The organism is Shinella sp. CPCC 101442 (assembly GCF_024704725.1).
Classification (GTDB): Bacteria; Pseudomonadota; Alphaproteobacteria; order Rhizobiales; family Rhizobiaceae; genus Shinella.
Window position 1 is genome coordinate 130,527 of record NZ_JALIQS010000002.1, and the last position, 17,923, is coordinate 148,449.

Consider the following 17,923-nt stretch of genomic DNA (forward strand, 5'->3'; position numbering starts at 1 on the left):
ACATGCCTGCTTGACCGGAAAAGCCCCGCGCCTTGGGGCTTTCCTCACGGAAACCACCGGTCTATAGGTAGTCCTCTATCCAGCATGCGGAATTGCGAATGGCTTTACCCCTTTTCGTGCTCAACGGCCCCAACCTGAACGCACTCGGCAAGCGCGAGCCCGGTATCTATGGCGGCCAGACGCTCGCCGATATCGAAGCGTTGTGCAAGGCCGAGGGCGAGAAGCTGGGTTTTGCCGTCGATTTCCGCCAATCCAATCATGAAGGCGATCTGGTCGACTGGATCCACGAGGCTGGCGATGTCGCCGCCGGCATCGCCATCAACGCCGGTGCCTACACCCACACCTCGATCGCGCTGCATGACGCCATCCGCGCCATCAAGATCCCGGTGGTCGAACTGCACCTTTCCAACGTGCATGCCCGCGAGGAATTCCGCCACAAATCGATGATCGCGCCCGCCGTAAAGGGCGTCATCTGCGGTTTTGGCGCGCAGAGCTATATCCTCGCGCTCCATGCGCTTTCATCCATCACGACATAAGAAGAACCAGAGGCTCAATCCCATGGCTGACAAGAAACACGGCATCGATCAGGCTCTGATCCGCGATCTCGCCAATATCCTCAACGAGACCGACCTGACCGAGATCGAGGTCGAGCAGGACGACATGCGCATCCGCGTCTCGCGCGCCGGCACGCCGCAATACGTCCAGGCGCCGATCGCGGCACCCGCCTTCGCCGCACCGGCGGTCGCCGCTACCGCTTCCGTCGCAGCGGCACCTGCCGACGCCCGCAGCAACAAGAACGCCGTCATGGCCCCCATGGTCGGCACCGCCTACCTGTCGCCCGCGCCGGGCTCGCGCCCCTTTATCGAAGTCGGTGCAACGGTCAAGGAAGGCCAGACCATCCTCATCATCGAAGCCATGAAGACGATGAACCAGATCCCGGCGCCGCGCTCGGGCAAGGTCACCGAAATCCTCGTGCAGGATTCGAGCCCGGTCGAGTACGGCGAACCGCTTGTCATCATTGAGTAAGGCGGCCCCCATGATCTCCAAAGTCCTCATTGCCAACCGCGGCGAGATCGCCCTCCGGGTCCTTCGGGCCTGCAAGGAGCTGGGTATCGCCACGGTCGCCGTGCATTCGACGGCGGATGCCGACGCCATGCATGTCCGCCTTGCCGACGAGAGCGTGTGCATCGGCCCGCCACCGTCGCGTGAAAGCTACCTGAACATCCACCAGATCGTCGCCGCCTGCGAGATCACCGGCGCCGACGCCGTGCATCCGGGCTACGGCTTTCTGTCTGAGAACGCCAAGTTCGCAGAAATCCTCGATGCCCACGGCATCACCTTCATCGGCCCGACGGCGGAACACATCCGCATCATGGGCGACAAGATCACCGCCAAGCAGACGGCGCAGGCGCTCGGTATCCCGGTCGTCCCGGGTTCGGATGGCGAAGTGAAGCCGGAGAATGCGCTGGAAATCGCGCGCCAGATCGGCTTTCCCGTGCTCATCAAGGCCACTGCCGGCGGCGGGGGTCGCGGCATGAAGGTCGCCAAGACCGAGGACGAACTCGAGGAAGCGGTCTCGACCGCCCGTTCCGAGGCGCTGGCCGCCTTCGGCAACGACGCCGTCTATATGGAAAAGTACCTCGGCAAGCCGCGCCACATCGAAATCCAGGTCATGGGCGACGGCACAGGCAATGCGGTGCATATGGGCGAACGCGACTGCTCGCTGCAGCGCCGCCACCAGAAGGTCTGGGAAGAAGCCAACTCGCCTGCCCTCAATGTCGAGCAGCGCATGAAGATCGGCCAGATCTGCGCCGACGCCATGAAGAAGCTGAAGTACCGCGGCGCCGGCACGGTCGAGTTCCTCTATGAGAACGGCGAGTTCTATTTCATCGAAATGAACACCCGTCTTCAGGTGGAGCACACGATCACTGAAGCGATCACCGGCATCGACCTCGTCCATGAGCAGATCCGGGTCGCCTCCGGTGGCGGCCTGTCGGTCGAGCAGGACGACATCGTCTTCTCCGGCCACGCCATCGAGTGCCGCATCAACGCCGAGGACCCGCGCACCTTCGTCCCCTCGCCGGGCACGATCACGCATTTCCATGCGCCGGGCGGTCTGGGCGTTCGCGTGGATTCAGGCGCCTATCAGGGTTACAAGATCCCACCCTACTACGACAGCCTGATCGGCAAGCTCATCGTGCACGGTCGCACCCGTGTCGAATGCATGATGCGCCTGCGCCGCGTGCTGGACGAGTTCGTCATTGACGGCATCAAGACGACGCTGCCGCTCTTCCAGGACCTGATCGGCAACCAGGACATCGCCAACGGCGATTACGACATCCATTGGCTGGAGAATTACCTGGCCAATAAGACCGACGCCTGAGGCGGCGTCGGTCATGGCAGGGCGTCGCAGCCGGCACCCGGAAATAACCCCGGAACTGCTTCTGCGCGCCTATTCCATCGGGCTCTTCCCGATGGCCGATTCGGCTGATGACCCGGAGTTGTTCTGGGTCGAGCCGGATATGCGCGGCGTCATCCCGCTCGACGATTTTCACGTTTCGCGCAGCCTTGCGAAAACCATCCGCAAAAACCCTTTCGATATCCGTTTCGACACCGCCTTCGATGAAGTGCTTGCCGCCTGCGCGCAAGCCGCACCCGACCGGCCGTCGACATGGATCAATGCAAAGATCCGATCGCTCTACGGCACCCTGCACCGCATGGGCCACGCCCATTCCGTCGAAGCCTGGGACGGCGACCAGCTCGTGGGTGGCCTCTACGGGGTTTCGCTAGGCGCTGCCTTCTTCGGCGAAAGCATGTTTTCCCGTCGCACGGATGCCTCGAAGATCTGCCTCGTTCAACTCGTGGAACGGCTGAAGGCGCGCGGCTTTCGTCTGCTCGACACGCAGTTCACCACCGAGCATCTGAAGACGTTCGGGGCAATCGACGTGCCGAAGATCGATTACGAAGACATGCTGGCAAACGCGCTGGCGTCACCAAATCTGCCGTTTTGAACGGATGGAACCTTACTGGCTCTTCGTCTCGCCGTCTTCCGGCGGCGGCACTTCGGACTTTGCCTTGCACTCGACGAGCCAGACGTCATAGACGGGGTGCTCGACGGCGTTGAGGCCGGGGCTGTCGGCAAACATCCAGCCGGTGAAGATGCGGCGGATTTTCCGGTCGAGCGTGATCTCGTCGACCTCGACGAAGGAGGTCACCTTCTGCGCCTCGGTATCGTCTCGGCTGTAGCAGACCTTCGGCGTCACCTGCAGCGCACCGAACTGGACGGTCTCGCCGATATAGACGTCGAAATTGGTGATGCGGCCGGTGATCTTGTCGATGCCGGAGAAAGCGGCGACCGGGTTTTCGATGCGGGCGGCTTCGGAGGCAACGGGCGCCATGGCGATACCGACGGCCGAGGCCGCGAGGACCACCGTTAGGAACCGCCGTCCGGCGTTCACCCGTGAAAACCCTGATGTCATGAAGCCGTCTCCTGCGATCTGAACCGGCGTCACCGGTCGCTTGGAGCTACCGGCGAAATGTGGCCAAATCGGTATCAGTTGCCCGGCGTCCAGGCGTCATAATCGCCCGTCACGCGCGGACGCTCGCCGGGTACCGCGATCGAACCCGGCGGACGGTAGGCCTGCGCCGAACCCGTGCCGTTCGGGCGGTGCGGCTTCTGCCACTCATGCGCCTGATACTTTTCGTCGGCCGGCGATACATCCGTGCGGTGGTGCATCCAGCCATGCCAGCCGGGCGGGATGGCGGAGGCGTCGGCGTAGCCGTTGTAGATCACCCAGCGGCGCGTGCGGCCTTCGGAATCCTTGGAACCGCCCTGATAGTAGACATTGCCGAGTTCGTCCTGGCCTACCTTGGTGCCGAAGCGCCAGGTGTGAAAACGGGTGCCGATCGTCTGACCGTTCCACCAGGTGAAAATCTGCTTGAGAAGGCTCATGAGCTGGCGTCCTTGGCAGGGCCACGCTTGGGGTGCGGCCCGAGACTGATATTTCTTCCGCTTATGGCGTGGCGGGGGCCGAATGTCCAGCGATTCCCACGCCTTCGCCCACCGCTTTTCGCCGCAGATCAGCCGCCCAGCGGCTTCTCGTAGACATCCAGCGGGACGCATGAGATGTTATCCGCCGTGTGCTGCGCCTCGCCGATCTTGGCAAATCCGTGTGCATAGTAGAAGGCGACGGCCGCGTCGTTGCGCGGATCGACCTCCAGCAACATGGCGTTCGCATCCGGGAAGCAGGTTTCGAGTTCCGCGAACATGTCGCGGCCGATGCCCTGCCGCTGGTAGCGGGGCAGCACATAGAGTTGATGCAGGAAGGCTACCTTCGGCCGGTCCTTCGACATGGCGACATAGCCCATGCCGGCCAGTTCCCTACCGTTATCTGCAACGACGAACTCGCTGTCCTTGCGCTCCAGCTTGGCCTTCAGCGCCGGCACGGAATGCCAGCGCGCGGTGATTTCGTTCACCTTGTCCACGCCATAGAGCGCGTCATAGGTGGCGTGCCACGTCTCGGCCAGAAGCGCGCTGACCTTCGCCAGATCGCTCGCGGAAGCCGTGCGGACGAAGAACATGGAAGTTTCCTTTGTTTCGAAGCAATTCCGGACGGAAAACCGCTTCACATTTTTCCTGGAATTGCTTCAGTCTTCGATACCGAGCTTGGCCTTGACCAGCGCCTGAACGGCCTGCGGGTTGGCCTTGCCGCCCGTCGCCTTCATCACCTGGCCGACGAACCAGCCGGCCAGCGTCGGCTTGGCCAGAACCTTGGCCACCTGATCGGGATTGGCAGCGATGATCTCATCGACGGCCTTCTCGATGGCGCCGGTATCGGTCACCTGCTTCATACCGCGCGTTTCGACGAGTTCCGCCGGGTTGCCGCCCTCGGTCCAGACGATCTCGAACAGGTCCTTGGCGATCTTGCCGGAGATGGTGCCGTCCTTGATGAGATCGATGATGCCGCCGAGCTGATCGGGCGAAACCGGAGTCTCTTCAATGGCTTTGCCGTCCTTGTTCAAGGCACCAAGCAAGTCGTTGATGACCCAGTTAGCGGCGATCTTGCCGTCGCGGCCGGCGGCCACGGCCTCGTAGTAGTCGGCGATCGCCTTTTCGGAGACGAGCACCGAGGCATCGTAGACCGAAAGGCCGAGATCCTTGACGAAGCGGATTTTCTTGTCATCCGGCAGTTCCGGCAGGTCGGCCAGAAGCTTGCCGACGAATTCGTTGTCGAATTCCAGCGGCAACAGGTCCGGATCAGGGAAATAGCGGTAATCGTGCGCGTCTTCCTTCGAGCGCATAGAGCGCGTCTCGCCCTTGCCCGGGTCGAAGAGACGGGTTTCCTGGTCGATCGAACCACCATCTTCCAGAATACCGATCTGGCGGCGGGCTTCGTATTCGATCGCCTGGCCCATGAAGCGGATGGAGTTGACGTTCTTGATCTCGCAGCGCGTGCCGAAGCCTTCGCCCGGGCGGCGCACGGAGACGTTAACGTCGGCGCGCATCGAGCCTTCGTCCATGTTACCGTCGCAGGTGCCTAGGTAGCGTACGATCGAGCGCAGCTTCGTCATATAGGCCTTCGCCTCGTCCGACGAGCGCATGTCCGGCTTGGAGACGATCTCCATCAGCGCGACGCCCGAACGGTTGAGGTCGACATAGGACATGGTCGGGTGCTGGTCGTGCATCGACTTGCCGGCGTCCTGCTCGAGATGCAGGCGCTCGATGCCGATTTCGATATCTTCAAAGTTGCCCTGGCGGTCGGGGCCGAGCGAGATGACGATCTTGCCTTCACCGACGATCGGATCCTTGAACTGCGAAATCTGGTAGCCCTGCGGCAGGTCCGGATAGAAGTAGTTCTTGCGGTCGAAGATCGAGCGGTGGTTGATCTGCGCCTTCAGGCCGAGACCGGTGCGCACGGCTTGGCGCACGCATTCCTCGTTGATAACAGGCAGCATGCCGGGCATGGCCGCATCGACAAGCGAAACGTTGGCGTTCGGCGCCTTGCCGAACTCGGTGGAGGCGCCGGAGAAGAGCTTGGAATTCGAAAGAACCTGCGCATGCACCTCCAGGCCGATGATCACCTCCCAGTCGCCAGTGGCGCCGGGGATGAAGCGTTTCGGATCGGGAGTGCGGACGTCGACGAGGGTCATGGCAGGCTCTTGGCTCGGGTGTCTTCAGTGCTGTCTCGGTAGAACATATGGGCAGGCGGTGCAAGGTTTTCGGCGGGTGCAGCCCGCCGTCATTAGCCAAGTCGCAAGGATGATCGGCTAAAAGCATGCAATGAGCACGCCAACAGCGCTTCTGATCATTTTTCTCCTCTTCAACGCCGTGACGCTCTGCCTCTTCTGGTGGGACAAGGAAGCCGCGCGCGATGGCGGTTGGCGCGTTTCCGAAGCGCGACTGCTGCAATTCGCCTTCATCGGCGGCAGCCTCGGCGCCTTCGCCGGACAACGCCTGTTACGGCACAAGACACGCAAGGAACCGTTCCGCACGCAGTTGCTGGCAATCCTGATTCTGCACGCGGTTCTGGCCCCCACGACGCTGATCTTCGGCCCTACCCTGTATCGGATGCTGCAAGCCGGCTGACACCCGCTCCCCGGTCCGGGTTGACACTCACCACGGTTCGTAACTATTATTGTTACATGAAAAGAAACAGCCGCCTTTCCGCCGTGCTTCACGCACTCATGCATATGGCCGAGCGAGACGCGCCGATGACCTCGGACGATCTCGCGCTTTGCCTCGATACCAACGCCGTCGTCGTCCGGCGCACCATGGCCGGACTTCGCGACGCCGGCATCGTGCAATCCGGCCGCGGCCACGGCGGTGGCTGGCATTTCGCCAGACCGCTAGCCGACATCTCGCTGCTCGACATCTACAACGCGCTCGGCGAGCCGATCGTCTTCCAGATCGGCCCGGCGACGGAAATGCCGGGCTGCGTGGTCGAGCAATCCGTCAACCGGGTGATCGGCGATGCGCTGAAGGATGCGGAAGCCATCCTGATGGCGCGTTTTTCCGGCACGACGCTGGCCGACCTCGCCGAGGATTTTCGGGTGGCGGCAAAACACTGCCGGGCCGATACCGGTTAAACGGCGTCCAAATCCCAAGACCTGCATCGCACGACCGGTACTCGCCGGGCGAACGATGCCGCACGCTCCATAGAAAGGACCGACCATGACCGAAGATGCCATCATCATCGGCGGGGGCTTTGCCGGCCTCTCCGCCGCCATGCAGCTCGCCCGCGCCCGTCGTCGCATCACGATTCTGGACACCGGCGAGCCGCGCAATCGCTTCTCCGCCCATTCTCACGGCTTCCTCGCGCAGGATGGCCGGCCGGGGCGCGATATCCTCGCGGACGCCCGTCGCCAGCTTGCCGCCTACGAGACCGTCAGCTTCCGCGATGCGCCGGCTGAAACGCTGGAGGGGGAGCGAGATGGGTTTTCAGTGATTACCGGCGACGGCAAACGGATAGACGCGCGGCGTGTGCTGCTGGCCACCGGCTTTGAAGACCAACTGCCGGACATTCCCGGACTGGCGGAGCGATGGGGCAAGACCGTGCTGCATTGCCCCTACTGCCACGGCTACGAGGTCGGCGGCGGGTCTGTCGGTGTGCTGGCGCGCACGTCCGAGGCCGCACGCTTTGCGGCTGTCGTGGCCGACTGGGGCAACGTCACCCTTTTCACCAATGAAGTGCGGGAACCGGACGAGAAGGATCTGGCCGTGCTTGAAGCGCGCAACGTAAAACTCCGTCCCGGCCGCGTCACCGCAGTCACCGATGGCCCCGACCGCATGCTTTCCGTCGAGACCGGCCCCGGCATTCCCACGCTCGTGAAAGCGCTCTTCATTGCCCCGGAAGCACGGGTGCGCAGCACGATCCCCGGCGATCGCGGTTTGAAGTTGAAGGAGACGCCTATCGGCAACATTCTCCACACCGACGAGACGGGTCAGACCTCCCTGCCCGGTCTCTACGCCGCCGGCGATATCGCGCTCGGTGCCGCCAACATCTCGCTCGCCTCGGCCAATGGCGTGAAGACCGCCGTTTTCCTGCATCACTCGCTGATCTGGCCTTCGCATTGACCTTGCCGGATGTCCCGGTTATTCCGGGACATCCGCAAATGGAGTTTTGATGTCCAACTCGTCTGAGACCTGCTGAGGGCCCTGCCCGCATAAATCTTGCGCGCAGGGTCGAAAAAACGCTGAACCCTGCCACCCATCCGGTGGCGGAACGTTTTTTTGCGTTCAATCGAACGCCTGACGGATTCTCAAGACAATGGACATTTCGCGCGCCGAACAGCGCATACTCCACCTGCTCGCCCAGGGTGGCAGGATCGATATCGAAAAAGACGACAACCGGAAGATCGTAACCGTGACCTGCATCACGCGGGACGGCTGGCGGGCCAGCGGGCTCGACCTCGCGCTCTTTCGCAAGCTGAAACGCCGGCGCTGCATCGCTTCTTCCGGCGGCAGGCCCTACCGCATTACGCAGCAGGGCCTCGTTCTGGTGCGATCGCAACTGGACAACCAGTGAGAAGGAGGGAGGCGCGGAGAAAACCCGCCTCCCTTCCTTTACGGCTCTCTTCTAAAATCCGCCCGGCCCGTAGCCCACCGGTTCGTCGGCAACGAGCTGCCGGCGCAGGCCGACCGATTCCACGTCCCGGTCGAGTCGTTCCGAATAGTCGACGGACAGCCAGTTCACCGAATAGCCGTGCTTCTGGAAGAAACCGACGGCAGCCGTATTGCGTGCATGGGTCTGAAGCCGCGCCGCTTCGAAGCCGGCCGAGACGATTTCGTCTTCCATGGTTGCGAGCAGGGCTGCGCCGAGCCCCTTCTTCTGTTGCGGCGGATCGATCCAGAGGTCGCTGATCTCGTCGTCCAGCGCCTCGCGGGAAGCCCAGCCGGCAAGCACGCCCTCGTTCTCCACGACACTCACGCGCAGCCATTTCTCGGCGAGGAACTGCTGAAAGGCATTGCGGGCATGTTCGCTTCGAACCTGAAGATCGGCGACACCGACAACGGCCTGCCCCCAGGCCCTGACCCCGATTTCGATGAGTTCCGAAACGTCGCCTTCACGGGCATTGCGAACAGTGATCATGCATCGGCCCCTTCCGATGCCATGAAAGCACCACGCGGGGCGCTTGGCGAGGGAGACGAAAGGCTATCCACGGCAATGATGGTTCCAAACGAAACCGCCCGGCACTTGGCCGGGCGATCCCTTACTTGTCGCGCAGTTGCACGATGTCGTTCATCAGACCCGCCGTCCCGTTGTGGATCGTCAGGCGCTCGACCTTGCCGGCGATGGCTTCGAGAGCCTCAAGCTCCTTAAGCCGCAGCATGACCGGGTTTTCGGCCATCACCTTTGCCGTGTTGAGCAGCGAACGGGTGGCGTTCGTTTCCTCGCGGCGGCGGATGACGTTGGCTTCGGCCTGCTTTTCGGCAGCAACGACCTGGTTGAGGATATCGCGCATCTCACCCGGCAGGATCACGTCCTTGAGCTCGATGGCCGAAACCTCGACCCCGATCGCCGCCATGTCGGCGCGCACCTTCTCGGCGGCTTCCGCGTTGACCGTCACCTTGCGTTCAAGGATCTGGTCGAGCGTCAGCGTGCCGAGCGTCTGGCGGAAGGCGAACTGCAATGCCCGGTACAGGGCATCGGCAAAATCCTTCACCTCGGACACCGCCTTCAGCGGGTCGACGACGCGGTATTCGGCGGAAATGTTCACGCGGATCGTGACCTTGTCACGGGTGAGCAGTTCCTGACCGGTCACGTCGAGCGACTGGCGCTTCAGGTCCACCACACGCACCTGGATCGTCTTGCCGACATTCCAGAAGGCGTGCATGCCGGGCTGCAGCATGCGCTGATGCGTCCCATCGACGAAGAGCAGACCGACCTGACCGTCATTGACGAGGAAGGCGGTCGTCAGCTCCGTGCGGCGGGCGCGGGTCATCAGGCGCATCAGCTCCGGGTCGATGTCGAGCCGTTCCGTCAGATCGACGCGCGTCTCGGTCCACGGACCAGCGGCATTCCAGACCACGAGCTTCTGGTTCGGCGACAGCACCGTGTAGAGCTCGCCGTCCCGCTCGACGACCGCGACTTCCCGGGCCGTGGTGCGGATGACCGTCAGTTCACGACGTGCGGCCTCCGGCAGACCATTGAACAACGGCTTCTCGTAGGCCGACGCGAAAACCGGCCGGTTCATATCGTGACGCTCCAGCTCAAGCATGCCGCGGCGGTTCGGCAGGGCATGTTCGCCCGGTCCGAAAATGCCAAGGACCTCTCCCTTGTAGAGGGCGAGCACCCGCTCGTTTGCCTTCACGAGGACGCGCTTGCGCCCCAAAATCATATCGAGAAACATCGTCATTGTTCTTGCTCCTTCGGATCATACGCTACGTCACGAACCGATCTTCCTTTCGTTTGCGGTTTCGGTTGGCATCGGCAGGATCGGCGGGACCAGACCTGATTCCGCATCTCATGCCAGTTCCCTTAGACACCCTGATCGCCCGGGAACCTGCGGGCGGGGGATGCGAATAGTGATCCGAGAACCGGATGACGGCCATCGGCGATGGGTTTTCGGGAGGGGACCGCGCGGCCTTTCGACGGGCTCGGGAACCATGGGCTCCGTCGCTGGCCTGAAGGCAGCTTGGCCGTCACCGCGAACCGGACCGCAAACGTCCGGCGTTAGGCTTTCCGGGCTTCCCCGGTCCGCCGTCCGCAGTCCGGTCCCCGGACCGGATATCGAGACAGCTTGGAAGGCTGTTTGGAGAAGGATTCGAACCTTCCACAGTCAGATTACAAGTCTGATGCTCTACCACTGAGCTATCCAATGGAGCAGACAACGGGAATCGAACCCGCGACCTCCGGAGAAAATGTCCGGTGCTCTACCGCTGAGCTAGGTCCGCAAACCAGTCTTCTTGGTGCGGCATCCGTACACGACGACGGCAGGGCCGCCTCGCGCGGGAGGAGCGGAAAAACTCCATCCGTTGACATCCACACCGGCTGAACGACCGGGAGGGCGCATTTATTCTCGGAACGGAAATGGTTCAAGCCGAAAACGGCACACGCAAGTTTACGTAACGGCAAGTGTTGCCGTTACGACACAACTTTGCAGAGAGGGGGCGAAGGCGCCCTTACCACCACTTAGCCGGCGTGAAACGTCCGGCGGCCTGTTCGATGACGTGGGCCGTCTTGAAAAGGCTTTCTTCGTCGAAGGGCTTACCGATGAGCTGGAGGCTGAGCGGCAGACCCTTGTGGTCGAGGCCGGCGGGAACGGACAGGCCCGGCAGGCCCGCCATGTTCACCGTCACGGTGAAAATATCCTGCAGGTACATCTTGACCGGATCGGATGCCAGATCCTCGTCGGCGATGCCGAAGGCCGACGACGGGGTGGCAGGGGTCAGGATCGCATCGACCCCGGCATTGAAAGCGAGTTCGAAGTCGCGCTTGATCAGCGTGCGGACCTTCTGGGCCTGCAGGTAATAGGCGTCGTAATAGCCGGCCGACAGCACATAAGTGCCGATCATGATGCGGCGCTTCACTTCCTTGCCGAAGCCGGCGGCGCGGGTCTTCTCGTACATGTCGACGATGTCCTTGCCGTCGACGCGCAGGCCGTAGCGCACGCCGTCGTAACGGGCGAGGTTCGACGAGGCTTCGGCAGGCGCCACGATGTAATAGGCGGGAAGCGCGTATTTCGTGTGCGGCAGGGAGATGTCGACAATCTCGGCACCGGCGTCCTTCAGCCAGGCAATGCCCTGCTGCCAGAGCGCTTCGATCTCTTCCGGCATGCCATCGACGCGGTATTCGCGCGGAATGCCGATGCGCATGCCCTTCAGCGACTGACCGAGCGAGGCTTCGTAATCCGGCACAGGGAGATCGACCGAGGTCGTGTCCTTGGCATCGACGCTCGCCATCGACTTCAGCAGGATCGCGGCATCGCGCACGTCGCGGGCAATCGGGCCGGCCTGATCGAGCGAGGAGGCGAAGGCGACGATGCCCCAGCGCGAGCAGCGGCCGTACGTCGGCTTGATGCCGACCGTGCCGGTGAAGGCGGCGGGCTGGCGGATCGAGCCGCCGGTATCGGTCGCCGTCGCACCGGCGCAGAGGAAGGCGGCGACGGCCGCGGCCGAACCGCCGGAGGAACCGCCGGGCACGAGATCGGCGTTCGAGCCCTCGGCGCGCCAGGGGTTCTTGACGGCGCCGTAGTAGGACGATTCGTTGGAGGAGCCCATGGCGAACTCGTCCATGTTCAGCTTGCCGAGCATGACGGCACCGGCGTCCCAGAGGTTCTGGGTGACGGTCGATTCATATTTCGGCTTGAAGCCGTCGAGGATGTGGCTGCAGGCCTGCGTGTGCACGCCTTCGGTGGCAAACAGGTCCTTGATGCCGAGCGGAATGCCTTCCAGCGCACCGGCCTCGCCATTCGCGATACGGAAATCCGACTTGACCGCCATGGCCGTAGCCTTCTCCGGCGTGGTCGTCACATAGGCATTGATCGACGGGTTCGCCGCTTCGATCGCGTCGATATAGGCGGTCGTCAGTTCAACTGCCGTAATTTCCTTGGCGGAAAGCTTTTCGCGGGCTTCGGCAATGGTGAGGCGGGTCAGGTCGGTCATGAAGGGCTACTTTCGGAAGCGGACAGCGCGGGCGGCGAAGGCGGAATTACTCGACGACCTTCGGCACCTGGAAGAAGTTGCGGTCGGTGGCCGGCGCATTGGCGACGATGGCGTCAGCCTTGTTGCCGTCATTGACGACGTCTTCGCGCTTGCGCATCTGCATGGGCGTGACCGAGGTCATCGGCTCGACGCCCTCGACATTCACTTCGGAAAGCTGCTCGACGAAGCCGAGGATACCGTTCAGTTCGCCGGTCATGCGGCTTGCCTCTTCCTCGCTGACAGCGATGCGGGCAAGGCGCGCGACGCGCTTCACGGTGGCTAGATCTACGGACATGGATGGTCTCCGATGGCAAATTTCCTACTCGCTATACTGACCAAGCCCAAGGGGCGCAACGGGGGAATGGCCCGTTCCACGCCCCCTCGCCTGTTTTCCGCCGCTTAGCGCGAGACGAGACCACCGGCCTTGGGCACCTCGATCCTGGAGGATGCGCCTTCCATCGCCTGCACGAAAAGGTCCGCCGTCTGGTCGATGATGCCGAAGGAGCCATAGTGGCAGGGAATGACGGTATCGAACTTGAAGAAACGCTGGCAGGCGAGTGCCGCGACGGCACCGCCCATGGTGAAGCGGTCGCCGATCGGAACGAGGCCGATTTCCGGCTGGTGCAGTTCCTGGATCAGCGCCATGTCGGAGAAGATGTCGGTATCGCCCATATGGTAGAGCGTCGGCTCGTCCTCGAAATGCAGCACGAGGCCGTTGGCATTGCCGAGAGAATGGGAAACACCGTCCTCGGTGATCTGCGCGGAGGAATGCAGCGCGTTCACGAAAGTGGTCGAAAAGCCGTCGAAATGCACGGTGCCGCCGGTATTGCCCATGTCGATCTTTTCGACGCCCTTGGCGCCAAGCCAGGCGGCGAGGTCGGCATTGGCCAGAACCGTCGCGCCGGTTTCCCTGGCGATCTGGATCGTATCGCCGACATGGTCGCCATGGCCGTGGGTGAGCAGGACATGGGTGAGGCCGGAAACCGCATCCTTGCGGGTGGACTCGTCGAAGGCGGGATTGCCGGTAAAGAACGGGTCGATCAGGATTTTCGCCTTCGCCGTTTCGATGCGGAAGGCGGAATGGCCGAGCCAGGTGATTTTCATGTCTGTTCTCCGGTAAGGATTCGCGACGCAATATAGTCGCGTCGTAGGCCGTTTCCATCCGCCGCGGGATCGTTATAAGCGTGGCACTCAATATAGTGAAGGAACCGCCATGAGCGACGACGACTACATCTATGACGAAGCGACCGGCGAATGGCGGCCGGCCTCCGAGATCGCGGCGGAAAAGGCAGCGAAGAGCGCCGTTCTCGATGCCAGCGGCAATGTGCTTGCCGACGGAGATTCGGTCGTGCTCATCAAGGACCTGAAGGTGAAGGGCGCGGGCCAGACGCTGAAGCAGGGCACCGTGATCAAGACGATCCGCCTTACCGACAATCCGGAAGAGATCGACTGCCGGCACGAGACGATCCGGGGACTGGTGCTGCGCACCGAATTCGTCCGCAAGCGCTGAGAAAGTTTCGCCATGGCAACGCTGACACTGGAAGACCTGGCGCAAAGCCTCCTGCCCGGCCAGCCGATCGCCGGCCTCGATCTCGGCACGAAGACGATCGGGCTCTCGGTTTCCGATCTCGGCCGGCGGCTGGCGACGCCGCGACCGGTGCTGAAGCGGGTGAAATTCACGCAGGACGCCGAACTGCTGCTGGCCTTCGCCGCAAAGGAAAAGGTCGTCGCCTTCGTCATCGGCCTGCCTGTCAACATGGACGGCAGCGCGGGCCCGCGCGTTCAGGCGACGCGCGCCTTCGTGCGTTCCATGGCTGACAAGACCGATATCCCCTTCGTCTTCTGGGACGAGCGGCTATCGACGGTGGCGGCGGAACGCACGCTGATCGAGATGGATGTGTCGCGCAAGAAGCGGGCCGAGCGCATCGACTCGGCCGCCGCCTCCTTCATTCTTCAGGGCGCGCTCGACAGGCTGTCGTCTCTGGCAAGAACAGCCGGCGAAGACTGACGGCGGGCCTGCCACCAGGCCGTGATCTGCTTGCGACGGCGGAAGGCGAGAATGGCAAGCACGAAGAAACTATCGACGACGATGGCGCGCAGCACCAGCGGCGGCAGGTCTTCCGGCGCGATGCCGAGGATCTGACCATAGATCTGGAAAACCAGATCATGCGTCTCGCGCGTCAGCATGAAGAAGCCGAAACTCATGTCGTAGTAGGAAAGCCCGTACCAGCTTCCCAGAAACGCGATGGGGCCTGCCCACAGGATCAGGAACCACTTCATGCCGTCCTCCTCTTCACCGCGAGGAGATCGGCTGCCGCGAAGAGGACTTCGCTGGCAGCAATGCCCGCCGCAAGCACGACGAGCGGCACCACGATATCCACCGTGACGCAGGAAAACAGGGTCGTCATGACCGAAATCCGGGCCGTACTGGCCATGGCTTGCACTCACTCGCATGGTTAATACCAAGTGAACGGCACATTCGCCCGTTAACCCACCGCACGCAACGTAAACCAATCATTAAGGTTAATTTCCACATGGGCGCCCGCAGGCCAGCCTCTTGCCACGGCGTTCGCGGCATGGAATGAGCTGGCATCTCCGCCTTGCCTGATCCGGTTCCATGCTCCCCATCTTCGAAAGCATCCTGCCCGTCTTCCTGCTCGTCGTGCTGGGAGCCTTCCTCAAACGCTGGCGGCTGATCGACCGCGACATGTGGAACGGGCTCGAACAGCTCGGATTCTTCGTGCTGTTTCCGTCGCTGCTTTTCACGACGCTGGCCAATGCGGAATTCTCCGGCATGGCCGCCGGCACGATCGCACTCGGCTCCATCGGCTCGGTGACGGCAATCGCGGCGATCCTTGCGCTTTGCTGGCCGCTTTTCCGCGCAGCCGGTGTTTCGGCGCCGACCTTCACCTCCGTCTTCCAGACCTCGACGCGCTGGAACGCCTTCATCGCCTTGGCGATTGGCGAAAAGCTTTACGGCCCGCAAAGCCTCGCCCTCGTCGCGCTCGTGGCGACGCTGATCATCATTCCTTTGAATTTCTACAACATCGCCGTTCTCGTCTGGTTCGGCGGGGGTACGCGCAGCCTCAAAACCTTCGCGCAAAAAATCGTCACCAACCCGATGATCATCGGCTCGGTGCTCGGCGTCGTCGTCAACCTGCTCGGCATCCAGATCTACCAGCCGCTGATGCAGGCGGTGGAACTGGTGGCGGACACCTCGCTCAGCCTCGGCCTCATCATGGTCGGTGCCGGGCTGAAGCTTGCCGATGCGCTGAAACCGCGCCCGCTGACGCTGCTGCCGGTTTTGTTGAAGCTCGTCTTCATGCCGCTGGTCATGACGGGTGCCGCCTATGCGCTCGGCATGCGCGGCGAACAGCTTCTGACGATTGCGATGGGCGCCAGCGTGCCGACGGCGCTAAACGGCTATGTGCTGGCCAAGCAGATGGGCGGCGATGCGCCGTTCTACGCCGCAGCCGCGACGTTACAGACGATCGCCTCCTTCTTCACCATTCCGATAGTGCTGGCGACGACCGCCTATCTGGCCGGCGGATAAAGCAGATCGACGATATAGGCCGAATCGAACCGCGAATCGAGCATGCCATAGGTCGAGCGCCAGCCTGAGGCGAGGCGTGTTTCCAGGAAGGCATCGGCAACGCGGCCGGCACCGGCGCGGTAGAGTTCGGCAGCGGCGGCCGCGAGCGCCAGCTGCTCGACCAGCATGCGGGCAGCCCCCTCGTCCCGCTCGCAGAGCGACAGGCAGGCCCGCAACACATCCACCGTCTTCTTGCCGGCGGCGCCGAGATCGCGGGCAAGCCCGGCAAACAGCATTTCGAACAGGTCCCTGCCCCGGCCGATGACGCGCATCAGGTCGAGCGCCATGACATTGCCGGAACCCTCCCAGATCGCATTGACCGGCGCCTCGCGGTAGTGCCGGGCGATCGGCCGCTCCTCGACATAACCGCTGCCGCCGATGCACTCCATCGCCTCATAAATCAGCGCGGGCGCAATCTTGCAGCACCAGTATTTCACGACCGGCGTCATGATGCGGGCGTAGGCGGCATCCTCCGCGCTGTCGCGCGCCTTGTCGAAGGCTTCGGCAAGGCGAAGGGAGAGCGCCGTGGCGCCGGCAACGTCGAGCGCCATATCGGCGAGAACGCGCGTCATGATCGGTTGCGCCACCAGCGGCTTGCCGAAGACATTGCGACCGCGGGCATGATGCACGGCCTCGGCGAGCGAGGCGCGCATGATGCCGGATGAGGCGAGCGCGCAATCGAGGCGCGTCAGCGTCACCATGTCGAGGATCGTGCGGATGCCGGCATCGGGCGCGCCGAGCAGGAAGCCGAACGTATCGGAGAACTCCACTTCGGAGGACGCGTTGGAACGGTTGCCGATCTTGTCCTTGAGGCGCTGGAAACGCAGGCCGTTGCCGGCACCGTCCTCGAGCAGGCGCGGCACGAGGAAGCAGCCGATGCCCTCGCGCGTCTGCGCCAGCATGACGAAGCCGTCGCTCATCGGCGCGGACATGAACCATTTGTGGCCGGTCAGCCGGTAGATGCCCTCGCCGACGCGTTCGGCGGAAGATGTGTTGGCGCGCACATCCGTGCCGCCCTGCTTTTCCGTCATGCCCATGCCGATGGTGATGGCACTCTTCTGCATGGCGGGTTTGTTGGTGCTGTCGTATTTGCGCGACAGGATCTTGCGACCCCATTCGCGCTGCACCTGCGGCGAGGCGGAAAGGGCCGCAACCGAGGCGCTCGTCATCGTCAGCGGGCAGAGATGGCCGCATTCGAGCTGCGCCGTCAGGTAGAAGCGCACGGCGCGCGCCTTGTGCGCCCGCCCCTGCTCGTCGGCCACGTTTTCCCACAGCGAGGAATGCAGCCCCGTCGCCATCGAGCGGCGCATCAGCGCGTGCCAGGCCGGATGATAGTCGACGACGTCAAGACGCTCGCCGCGCGGCCCGTGCGTGCGCAGCTGCGGCACGCTCCCGTTCGCCATGCGCGCCAGCTCCTGCGCCTCCGGCGACGTCACATAACGACCGATCGCATCGAACTCGTCGCGCAGGCCCTTGGGCATCGCATCGGTGGCGTCCACAAGGAGCGGATCGGAGCGATAGGCGTTGATGCCCGACCAGAGCGGCGGCTGGTTGAGATCGGCGAGTTTCTGTTCGGTGTCGCGAGTCATGAGCGGGTTCTAGCCCAAGTCGCGGGCGGGCGAAACGGGGCGTTCGGCCGCGTGGCGCGGTTGCGAACACAAAAGCGTGGGAATGCGCGAATGGCCGGC

At 63.0% G+C, this 17,923-nt stretch carries 23 protein-coding genes and 1 tRNA gene; 11 read left to right on the forward strand and 13 right to left on the reverse strand.

Going from position 1 to position 17,923, the window contains the following annotated elements:
• Positions 1-98 precede the first annotated feature (98 nt).
• Genes aroQ through aat form a run of 4 tightly spaced genes read left to right on the forward strand, consistent with a single transcriptional unit; the run spans position 99 to position 3,011 of the window.
• Positions 99-536, forward strand: a complete 438-nt coding sequence (aroQ, locus tag MUO32_RS05825) for a type II 3-dehydroquinate dehydratase (protein ID WP_257947294.1) — start codon at positions 99-101, stop codon at positions 534-536.
• A 22-nt stretch (positions 537-558) separates the two neighbouring features.
• Positions 559-1,026, forward strand: a complete 468-nt coding sequence (accB, locus tag MUO32_RS05830) for an acetyl-CoA carboxylase biotin carboxyl carrier protein (RefSeq protein WP_257947295.1) — start codon at positions 559-561, stop codon at positions 1,024-1,026.
• Positions 1,027-1,036: 10 nt separating this feature from the next.
• A complete protein-coding gene (gene accC, locus MUO32_RS05835) occupies positions 1,037-2,383 on the forward strand; it encodes an acetyl-CoA carboxylase biotin carboxylase subunit (protein ID WP_257947296.1) in 1,347 nt (448 codons plus the stop codon).
• 13 nt (positions 2,384-2,396) lie between these two features.
• A complete protein-coding gene (aat, locus tag MUO32_RS05840) occupies positions 2,397-3,011 on the forward strand; it encodes a leucyl/phenylalanyl-tRNA--protein transferase (RefSeq protein WP_257947297.1) in 615 nt (204 codons plus the stop codon).
• Positions 3,012-3,023: 12 nt separating this feature from the next.
• Here the strand turns inward: aat and MUO32_RS05845 are convergent, their stop codons facing one another.
• The 4 genes from MUO32_RS05845 to gatB form a co-directional block, all read right to left on the reverse strand.
• Entirely contained in the window at positions 3,024-3,479 is a 456-nt protein-coding gene (locus MUO32_RS05845; RefSeq protein WP_257947298.1) for a DUF2155 domain-containing protein, read from the reverse strand.
• A 74-nt stretch (positions 3,480-3,553) separates the two neighbouring features.
• Positions 3,554-3,952 carry an NADH:ubiquinone oxidoreductase subunit NDUFA12 gene (locus tag MUO32_RS05850; protein WP_257947299.1) on the reverse strand — a complete coding sequence of 133 codons (399 nt, stop codon included), beginning with the start codon at positions 3,950-3,952 and terminating at the stop codon, positions 3,554-3,556.
• A 128-nt stretch (positions 3,953-4,080) separates the two neighbouring features.
• Positions 4,081-4,581, reverse strand: coding sequence for a GNAT family N-acetyltransferase (locus MUO32_RS05855; RefSeq protein ID WP_257947300.1), 501 nt, complete (start codon positions 4,579-4,581; stop codon positions 4,081-4,083).
• Positions 4,582-4,647: 66 nt separating this feature from the next.
• Positions 4,648-6,150, reverse strand: coding sequence for an Asp-tRNA(Asn)/Glu-tRNA(Gln) amidotransferase subunit GatB (gene gatB / locus MUO32_RS05860; RefSeq protein ID WP_069059069.1), 1,503 nt, complete (start codon positions 6,148-6,150; stop codon positions 4,648-4,650).
• Positions 6,151-6,280: 130 nt separating this feature from the next.
• On the opposite strand from gatB, the gene MUO32_RS05865 reads away from it, so the two are divergent.
• The 4 genes from MUO32_RS05865 (at position 6,281) to MUO32_RS05880 (ending at position 8,525) form a co-directional block, all read left to right on the forward strand.
• A complete protein-coding gene (locus MUO32_RS05865) occupies positions 6,281-6,586 on the forward strand; it encodes a DUF1294 domain-containing protein (protein ID WP_257947301.1) in 306 nt (101 codons plus the stop codon).
• Between the two features lie 56 nt (positions 6,587-6,642).
• Complete coding sequence (locus MUO32_RS05870; RefSeq protein ID WP_257947302.1) at positions 6,643-7,086, forward strand: Rrf2 family transcriptional regulator; 444 nt, start codon at positions 6,643-6,645, stop codon at positions 7,084-7,086.
• Positions 7,087-7,171: 85 nt separating this feature from the next.
• A complete protein-coding gene (locus MUO32_RS05875) occupies positions 7,172-8,074 on the forward strand; it encodes an NAD(P)/FAD-dependent oxidoreductase (protein ID WP_257947303.1) in 903 nt (300 codons plus the stop codon).
• Positions 8,075-8,267: 193 nt separating this feature from the next.
• A complete protein-coding gene (locus MUO32_RS05880) occupies positions 8,268-8,525 on the forward strand; it encodes a YjhX family toxin (RefSeq protein WP_257947304.1) in 258 nt (85 codons plus the stop codon).
• Between the two features lie 51 nt (positions 8,526-8,576).
• Here MUO32_RS05880 and MUO32_RS05885 read toward each other — a convergent pair whose 3' ends face one another.
• The 6 genes from MUO32_RS05885 to MUO32_RS05910 all read right to left on the reverse strand — a co-directional run bounded on the left by MUO32_RS05885 (position 8,577) and on the right by MUO32_RS05910 (position 13,747).
• Positions 8,577-9,089 carry a GNAT family N-acetyltransferase gene (locus MUO32_RS05885; protein ID WP_257947305.1) on the reverse strand — a complete coding sequence of 171 codons (513 nt, stop codon included), beginning with the start codon at positions 9,087-9,089 and terminating at the stop codon, positions 8,577-8,579.
• Between the two features lie 121 nt (positions 9,090-9,210).
• Complete coding sequence (locus MUO32_RS05890) at positions 9,211-10,356, reverse strand: slipin family protein (protein ID WP_257947306.1); 1,146 nt, start codon at positions 10,354-10,356, stop codon at positions 9,211-9,213.
• A 463-nt stretch (positions 10,357-10,819) separates the two neighbouring features.
• Positions 10,820-10,894: transfer RNA gene (locus MUO32_RS05895), tRNA-Lys, on the reverse strand.
• Positions 10,895-11,122: 228 nt separating this feature from the next.
• Positions 11,123-12,604, reverse strand: a complete 1,482-nt coding sequence (gene gatA, locus MUO32_RS05900) for an Asp-tRNA(Asn)/Glu-tRNA(Gln) amidotransferase subunit GatA (RefSeq protein ID WP_257947307.1) — start codon at positions 12,602-12,604, stop codon at positions 11,123-11,125.
• A 46-nt stretch (positions 12,605-12,650) separates the two neighbouring features.
• Entirely contained in the window at positions 12,651-12,938 is a 288-nt protein-coding gene (gatC, locus tag MUO32_RS05905; RefSeq protein ID WP_257947308.1) for an Asp-tRNA(Asn)/Glu-tRNA(Gln) amidotransferase subunit GatC, read from the reverse strand.
• A gap of 104 nt (positions 12,939-13,042) precedes the next feature.
• Positions 13,043-13,747 carry a metal-dependent hydrolase gene (locus tag MUO32_RS05910; RefSeq protein ID WP_257947309.1) on the reverse strand — a complete coding sequence of 235 codons (705 nt, stop codon included), beginning with the start codon at positions 13,745-13,747 and terminating at the stop codon, positions 13,043-13,045.
• 109 nt (positions 13,748-13,856) lie between these two features.
• On the opposite strand from MUO32_RS05910, the gene MUO32_RS05915 reads away from it, so the two are divergent.
• Positions 13,857-14,153, forward strand: a complete 297-nt coding sequence (locus MUO32_RS05915; RefSeq protein WP_257947310.1) for an alkylphosphonate utilization protein — start codon at positions 13,857-13,859, stop codon at positions 14,151-14,153.
• A 12-nt stretch (positions 14,154-14,165) separates the two neighbouring features.
• On the forward strand, positions 14,166-14,651 hold the full coding sequence (gene ruvX, locus MUO32_RS05920; RefSeq protein ID WP_257947311.1) for a Holliday junction resolvase RuvX: 486 nt from the start codon (positions 14,166-14,168) through the stop codon (positions 14,649-14,651).
• Here ruvX and MUO32_RS05925 read toward each other — a convergent pair.
• Together MUO32_RS05925 and MUO32_RS05930 are read right to left on the reverse strand one after the other, a co-directional pair.
• Entirely contained in the window at positions 14,597-14,923 is a 327-nt protein-coding gene (locus tag MUO32_RS05925; protein ID WP_257947312.1) for a DUF6105 family protein, read from the reverse strand. The two genes, ruvX and MUO32_RS05925, sit on opposite strands and share 55 nt — an antisense overlap.
• Positions 14,920-15,078: a hypothetical protein gene (locus tag MUO32_RS05930; protein WP_257947313.1), complete on the reverse strand. Its 159-nt coding sequence runs from the start codon at positions 15,076-15,078 to the stop codon at positions 14,920-14,922. Before MUO32_RS05930 ends, MUO32_RS05925 begins: the two co-directional genes overlap by 4 nt.
• Positions 15,079-15,260: 182 nt before the next feature.
• Between MUO32_RS05930 and MUO32_RS05935 the strand changes: the two genes are divergently transcribed.
• Positions 15,261-16,196 (forward strand): AEC family transporter, encoded by a 936-nt coding sequence (locus MUO32_RS05935; RefSeq protein ID WP_257947314.1) that lies wholly within the window; start codon positions 15,261-15,263, stop codon positions 16,194-16,196.
• Here MUO32_RS05935 and MUO32_RS05940 read toward each other — a convergent pair.
• Complete coding sequence (locus tag MUO32_RS05940) at positions 16,178-17,824, reverse strand: acyl-CoA dehydrogenase family protein (RefSeq protein WP_257947315.1); 1,647 nt, start codon at positions 17,822-17,824, stop codon at positions 16,178-16,180. The genes MUO32_RS05935 and MUO32_RS05940 overlap by 19 nt on opposite strands.
• Positions 17,825-17,923 lie beyond the last annotated feature (99 nt).

Excerpts from the sequence above, each read along its gene's own strand:
- aroQ (WP_257947294.1), top strand. The coding sequence starts at position 99 with ATGGCTTTACCCCTTTTCGTGCTCAACGGCCCCAACCTGAACGCACTC.
- accB (WP_257947295.1), top strand. The coding sequence starts at position 559 with ATGGCTGACAAGAAACACGGCATCGATCAGGCTCTGATCCGCGATCTC.
- accC (WP_257947296.1), top strand. The coding sequence starts at position 1,037 with ATGATCTCCAAAGTCCTCATTGCCAACCGCGGCGAGATCGCCCTCCGG.
- aat (WP_257947297.1), top strand. The coding sequence starts at position 2,397 with ATGGCAGGGCGTCGCAGCCGGCACCCGGAAATAACCCCGGAACTGCTT.
- MUO32_RS05845 (WP_257947298.1), bottom strand. The coding sequence starts at position 3,479 with ATGACATCAGGGTTTTCACGGGTGAACGCCGGACGGCGGTTCCTAACG.
- MUO32_RS05850 (WP_257947299.1), bottom strand. The coding sequence starts at position 3,952 with ATGAGCCTTCTCAAGCAGATTTTCACCTGGTGGAACGGTCAGACGATC.
- MUO32_RS05855 (WP_257947300.1), bottom strand. The coding sequence starts at position 4,581 with ATGTTCTTCGTCCGCACGGCTTCCGCGAGCGATCTGGCGAAGGTCAGC.
- gatB (WP_069059069.1), bottom strand. The coding sequence starts at position 6,150 with ATGACCCTCGTCGACGTCCGCACTCCCGATCCGAAACGCTTCATCCCC.
- MUO32_RS05865 (WP_257947301.1), top strand. The coding sequence starts at position 6,281 with ATGAGCACGCCAACAGCGCTTCTGATCATTTTTCTCCTCTTCAACGCC.
- MUO32_RS05870 (WP_257947302.1), top strand. The coding sequence starts at position 6,643 with ATGAAAAGAAACAGCCGCCTTTCCGCCGTGCTTCACGCACTCATGCAT.
- MUO32_RS05875 (WP_257947303.1), top strand. The coding sequence starts at position 7,172 with ATGACCGAAGATGCCATCATCATCGGCGGGGGCTTTGCCGGCCTCTCC.
- MUO32_RS05880 (WP_257947304.1), top strand. The coding sequence starts at position 8,268 with ATGGACATTTCGCGCGCCGAACAGCGCATACTCCACCTGCTCGCCCAG.
- MUO32_RS05885 (WP_257947305.1), bottom strand. The coding sequence starts at position 9,089 with ATGATCACTGTTCGCAATGCCCGTGAAGGCGACGTTTCGGAACTCATC.
- MUO32_RS05890 (WP_257947306.1), bottom strand. The coding sequence starts at position 10,356 with ATGACGATGTTTCTCGATATGATTTTGGGGCGCAAGCGCGTCCTCGTG.
- gatA (WP_257947307.1), bottom strand. The coding sequence starts at position 12,604 with ATGACCGACCTGACCCGCCTCACCATTGCCGAAGCCCGCGAAAAGCTT.
- gatC (WP_257947308.1), bottom strand. The coding sequence starts at position 12,938 with ATGTCCGTAGATCTAGCCACCGTGAAGCGCGTCGCGCGCCTTGCCCGC.
- MUO32_RS05910 (WP_257947309.1), bottom strand. The coding sequence starts at position 13,747 with ATGAAAATCACCTGGCTCGGCCATTCCGCCTTCCGCATCGAAACGGCG.
- MUO32_RS05915 (WP_257947310.1), top strand. The coding sequence starts at position 13,857 with ATGAGCGACGACGACTACATCTATGACGAAGCGACCGGCGAATGGCGG.
- ruvX (WP_257947311.1), top strand. The coding sequence starts at position 14,166 with ATGGCAACGCTGACACTGGAAGACCTGGCGCAAAGCCTCCTGCCCGGC.
- MUO32_RS05925 (WP_257947312.1), bottom strand. The coding sequence starts at position 14,923 with ATGAAGTGGTTCCTGATCCTGTGGGCAGGCCCCATCGCGTTTCTGGGA.
- MUO32_RS05930 (WP_257947313.1), bottom strand. The coding sequence starts at position 15,078 with ATGGCCAGTACGGCCCGGATTTCGGTCATGACGACCCTGTTTTCCTGC.
- MUO32_RS05935 (WP_257947314.1), top strand. The coding sequence starts at position 15,261 with ATGCTCCCCATCTTCGAAAGCATCCTGCCCGTCTTCCTGCTCGTCGTG.
- MUO32_RS05940 (WP_257947315.1), bottom strand. The coding sequence starts at position 17,824 with ATGACTCGCGACACCGAACAGAAACTCGCCGATCTCAACCAGCCGCCG.